The 4,720-nt window shown below is 43.7% G+C and carries 4 protein-coding genes; all 4 read right to left on the reverse strand.

What is annotated here, in order from left to right; genetic code table 11:
• Positions 1-178: 178 nt before the first annotated feature.
• On the reverse strand, positions 179-1,369 hold the full coding sequence (gene flgL, locus AB4653_RS18135) for a flagellar hook-associated protein FlgL (RefSeq protein WP_009848565.1): 1,191 nt from the start codon (positions 1,367-1,369) through the stop codon (positions 179-181).
• Positions 1,370-1,378: 9 nt separating this feature from the next.
• On the reverse strand, positions 1,379-3,259 hold the full coding sequence (flgK, locus tag AB4653_RS18140) for a flagellar hook-associated protein FlgK (protein ID WP_009848566.1): 1,881 nt from the start codon (positions 3,257-3,259) through the stop codon (positions 1,379-1,381).
• A 220-nt stretch (positions 3,260-3,479) separates the two neighbouring features.
• Positions 3,480-4,421: a flagellar assembly peptidoglycan hydrolase FlgJ gene (gene flgJ, locus AB4653_RS18145; RefSeq protein WP_009848567.1), complete on the reverse strand. Its 942-nt coding sequence runs from the start codon at positions 4,419-4,421 to the stop codon at positions 3,480-3,482.
• A 10-nt stretch (positions 4,422-4,431) separates the two neighbouring features.
• On the reverse strand, positions 4,432-4,720 hold a 289-nt coding region (locus AB4653_RS18150), incomplete at its 5' end, for a flagellar basal body P-ring protein FlgI (RefSeq protein ID WP_372104909.1).

The following is a 4,720-nucleotide window of genomic DNA, read 5'->3' on the forward strand; positions in this document are numbered from 1 at the left end:
AGCCTGTTATCCCCGGAGTACCTTTTATCCGTTGATTGATATCTCTCGTTGCCGTTTTTTGCCGCTATTTTTCAAACATGCCACTTTGAATAAAAAAGCGGCAATCGATAGAATCATTCGCACGTATGGCATAGCACATACGGCAGAGAACTAACCCCAGATTAACGACTGTTCACAGCTAAATATAATTAAACAAGGTCAGGTCTTTGGTCTTGCCAAACGCTTGTTGTGAAGCTTGTAACGCTCGAGAGTTTTCATTGAATTCAATGATGGCTTTCGAATAGTCCAAGTCTTCAAAGTTGCTTTTTGCTTTCGCTAAAGACAACTTAAAATCTTCATGTTGCTGCTCTTGAATATCCAACGTACTCAAACGTGCACCGACATCCGTTCTCGCCTTAGTCAAATGAATAAACGCGGCATGAAATTCTTCTGTCATTTGGTGCAGTTTTGCCGTTGCCGATGCATCCGATACTGGATTTTCAGCCTGTTCGGCGGTATCTTTGAATGTATCAAAAATAGAAAATGTCTTTCTCGGCTCTAAAGTGATCGAGTCACCCTTCGTGATCTGCCCCTTGAATTGGATATTCAGACCTTCATAGACAACACCTTTCGAAGGATCAAAATCTTCCGAGGCAACCACTTCGCCATCTTTTTCAAGCTGGTAAGCGAACTTGCCTGTTTGCATATCAACAAAAGTCACTTTATAAGTAGAACTATCGTCAGCTTTATTGGTTGCGCGCCCTAGTAATAACTCAGAGGCTGGTTCAAGATCATATTGAGGCTCGTAGTCACCAAACGGGTTATCTATTTCCATAAACAACTTACTGCCCGGATCATTCATTGCCATTTCAAAGCTCGTTGCTACTCGCATCTTTCTTTGATAGTCATCACCTTGATAAGAAACGTTCCCTTCATTATCTTGAAAAAATGGCTGGCTCTTGGGCTTGGTTCCTGAAAATGTGTAGTTACCTGACTCATCTTGAGTATTAGCTAAATGCAGAAGATTATTCGATAACTCTTGAATTTCACGTTTCTTCGCTAAGCGGTCTTCCGGAGAAAGTGCACCGTTAATCATTTCCATCACGGTTCGTTTTGCTTCATCCGCGAACCCTTCCGAGTTGGCGACCATGACTTCATGATGTTCAAGGCGGTTTCTAATTAGAGTGATCGCATCGACATACTGTTTAAGTTGCTCAGATTGCTGACCGATGTTTTGTAAATAATGCGTCGCCAAAGGATCATCACTCGCCGACTGTAATTTCTTACCGGAAGCCAGTTGTGCTTGATTATGATGCACCTTGTTTTCTTGGCGGCGAAAGTCATTTTGTACTGACTGATAATTATGAAAGCTAGAAATACGAGTCAACATTTATATCTCCTACCTCAAAGCCAAAATAGTATTAAACGTATCATTGGCGGCTTGCATGATGCGTGAAGAAGCCATGTACGCTTGCTGAAATTTCATCATATTTGCCGCTTCTTCATCTAGGTTCACCCCAGAGACTGAAGCAATACGTTCTTGAGCTGACTCTTTTTCTAGCCTAGCAATATCACTCAAGCGATTTGCCGTTGAAGATTTCAAGCCCGTATTGGTATTCAAGTTGTGGTAAAGATCTAAAATCGTAGACTCACCATCATCCAAGACTTTGCCTGTTTGGAGATCTTGCAATTTACGCAAGTTGCCATTGTCACCTTCTGATGGGACAAGGTTTGCCGTAAATTTATCGTTTGCCACCGCGCCCGGTGTAAGTTCAAACGTTGTGCCATTAATCGTCACTGGGCCTTGTGGTGGATACGGTTGAGGCTGCATAAGTATGTTGCCCTTAGGATCGGTAACTGCAAACTGTTCGCCCTTTGGTGACACGATCACTTCAAATTCTCGTAATTGACCTGCCGCCAAAATTTTGAAACCTGCAGTGCCTTTGGCAAAGGTAGTTGATGCCTCATAGCTTTGCGCCGCAATATCTTTAGGGTCTTTGGTTTCCATCTGAATCTGCGCGGCAAAATTGCGGGTTGGGCGTAGTAAAAGCTTCTCACCCAGTTCAGGCGGATTTCGAACTTCCACTCGCATGCCATCTAAATAAAAGGCATTGCCGGTTGAATTAGTGCTAACTTTTACCGTTTCGCCATCTGGCTTAATCACCACATAATCGCTGCCATCGTATTTCAGACCATACTCGCCGCCTTTCAGAGCAGAAGTATCATCAATATAGACCGCGACATCCGCTTTTGACTGTCCGTGAGCAGTAACACGAGACTTAGCCACTAACTCAGAGTTCACATCGGTAAACAGGTTTTTACCTACATTGCCATTGAGATCCAAACCTTGCGATTGCAGTGCATTGACCTCGTATGAAAACGCGGTCGCCAAACGACCAAGCTCATCCATAACTGCAGGAATATGTTCATCACGCATGTCTAACATCGCGCCGATTTGTCCATCAATATCGCGGTTAGTAATCGCCTTTAATGACTTTCCTTCTACGATAGCAAGACGACGCTGATGTGCATCTGGTACGCCATCGATCATTTTCAGTTGGCTCGCTTCTGTACCAGAAACTAAGGTATGACCATTACCGATATGGACATTAAAGCCTTCATTATTAGCTCGTGGTGTCACCGTCACTTTAGTGTAACCAGAAAGCTCATTAACTAGCTGTTCGTGCTGATCTTGTAGATCATTATGAGGTCCAGGAGTTCGTACCATTAGTCGCTGAAGATCACGGATCTCGTATGCAATTTGGTTAACTCGCTCGATACCCATGTCTAATTTCTTATTCGCAGAATCAGACTGTTGACGAACGGTTTCATGAAATTCATTTAACGTTTTACTCAATAACCCAGCTTTTTCTATGACGACTTTTCGTGTACCCACATCATTCGGGGTATCAGCGAGCGTCTTAACAGAATCAAACCACTCATTAAGGTTCTCTGGGATTTTCTTCGAAACAACCGATGACAACATGCTTGACAGCATATCCAGGTTAGCTTCGGTATCCGCTTTGTTAGCGGCATTGGTTGTTGATAGGTTAAGTTCCTTGACGGCAAATTGGTCCCACGAGCGGCGAACATTTTCCACATGCACACCCATACCGTAGGTTTGACCACCGTACTGGCGCGGGTCATTCACACCTTGAACCACAGACTGGCGGCTATAGCCTTCTGTGTTGGCGTTAGAAATGTTATGACCAGTGGTGTTTAGCTGTCTCTGAGCAGTAAGAACACTTTGTGCTCCTACATTCAGAAGATCCGACGCCATAATGCCCCCAAAAAACTTAACAAAATCAGCATGAACTGATTAACTACTACAGCTTATTATTAAGATATTTAGCAATATATGTGCCAATAGAAATAACGGAGAGTTAAAAGACAATAATTTGTTGAAGTGTAAGGAGAAAACTATGGATGGTGCGTAAGACTGAAGGGGCGGATAAGAAAAGAGCCTGCCGGTGGCAAGCTCTCGAGTGCATTCAATAACGCTATTTCATCTCATCAATCTTAGCTTTAACTCGTAAAACTTTGTCGGCATAGTTAGGGTCGGTTGCGTAACCCGCCTGGTGAATGCCTTTGATGAAATTCTCAGAGTTACCTTGATGCTGCAATGCCGTTTCGTATCTTGGATTTTCGTTCAAGAACTTCACGTAATCATCAAAGCTATCTTCGAAATTAGAGTAAGAACGGAAAGAAGCAGACTCTTTAACGGCTGTTTTACCATGGAACTCTAGAGTTTGAGTAGCAACCTTATCGCCCTTCCAACTTCTATCGGCTTTGATATTGAATAGGTTGTTGCTGTTGCCCAAAGAGTTCTTAATCATCTTAGAACCCCAACCTGTTTCAAGTGCCGCTTGTGCCAATAGCAGTGATGAATCGACACCGAGCGCACTCGCTGCTTTTTCAGCGTAAGGCTTCATTGAGGCAACAAACGATTCTGGAGAATCGAAGGAAACTGGTTGTTTGGCTACTGACACGTCTGTTGCTGACATAGCTTGCGCAGATTGAACTTCGGGTGTTCTATCTTGTGAACGCCCCGAGTACTGCGGTCTTTGCAGAGAGGTATCAAAGCCTTCATTGCGAACCTTATCTTCAGTTGCATCATTTGCTTGGCCAGCGCTTAACTGAGCTACGATCATGTCCGCAAGACCGAGCGAACCTGACGCACTGAGTTCACTCGCCATTTGGTCATCTTGCATCTGACGATAAAACTGTTCATTCTGGCTGTTTAACATATCTGACTTAAAGCTCGAGTTCGCATCACGCATCGACTTAAACAACATCGAGGTAAAAATAGATTCAAACTGTTTTGCTGCAGCGGTTAGCGCTTCTTTTTCACTGCCTTCTTCACCGCTTACCGCTTGTTGACGAAGACGGTCTAGGCTACCAATATCGTGAATAAAGCCGATGTCATTGTTATTTTTAATCATGCTTTATCCCTTAAATAATGATCAACTGACCTTCAATTGCACCCGCTTGTTTCAGTGCTTGAAGGATTGCCATTAAATCAGAAGGTGCGGCGCCGACTTCATTGACAGCGCGTACCAAATCATCGAGCGTTAAACCGGGTTCGAACTTGAACATTTTACCATCGGCTTCGGTTACTTCGATGTCCGAATCAGGAACGACTACCGTTTGACCACCAGAGAATGCGTTAGGTTGACTTACGTTTAGATTTTCTTTGATTGCGACTGTCATGCCGCCGTGGGTTACTGCTGCTGCTTTTAAG

This window comes from Vibrio sp. 10N.222.48.A3, assembly GCF_041475345.1.
Taxonomy (GTDB): domain Bacteria; phylum Pseudomonadota; class Gammaproteobacteria; order Enterobacterales; family Vibrionaceae; genus Vibrio; species Vibrio tasmaniensis_A.

What these genes read in the sequence shown, in the direction of transcription:
- flgK (WP_009848566.1), bottom strand. Translation starts at nt 3,259, where the DNA reads ATGGCGTCGGATCTTCTGAATGTAGGAGCACAAAGTGTTCTTACTGCT.
- flgJ (WP_009848567.1), bottom strand. Translation starts at nt 4,421, where the DNA reads ATGATTAAAAATAACAATGACATCGGCTTTATTCACGATATTGGTAGC.
- flgL (WP_009848565.1), bottom strand. Translation starts at nt 1,369, where the DNA reads ATGTTGACTCGTATTTCTAGCTTTCATAATTATCAGTCAGTACAAAAT.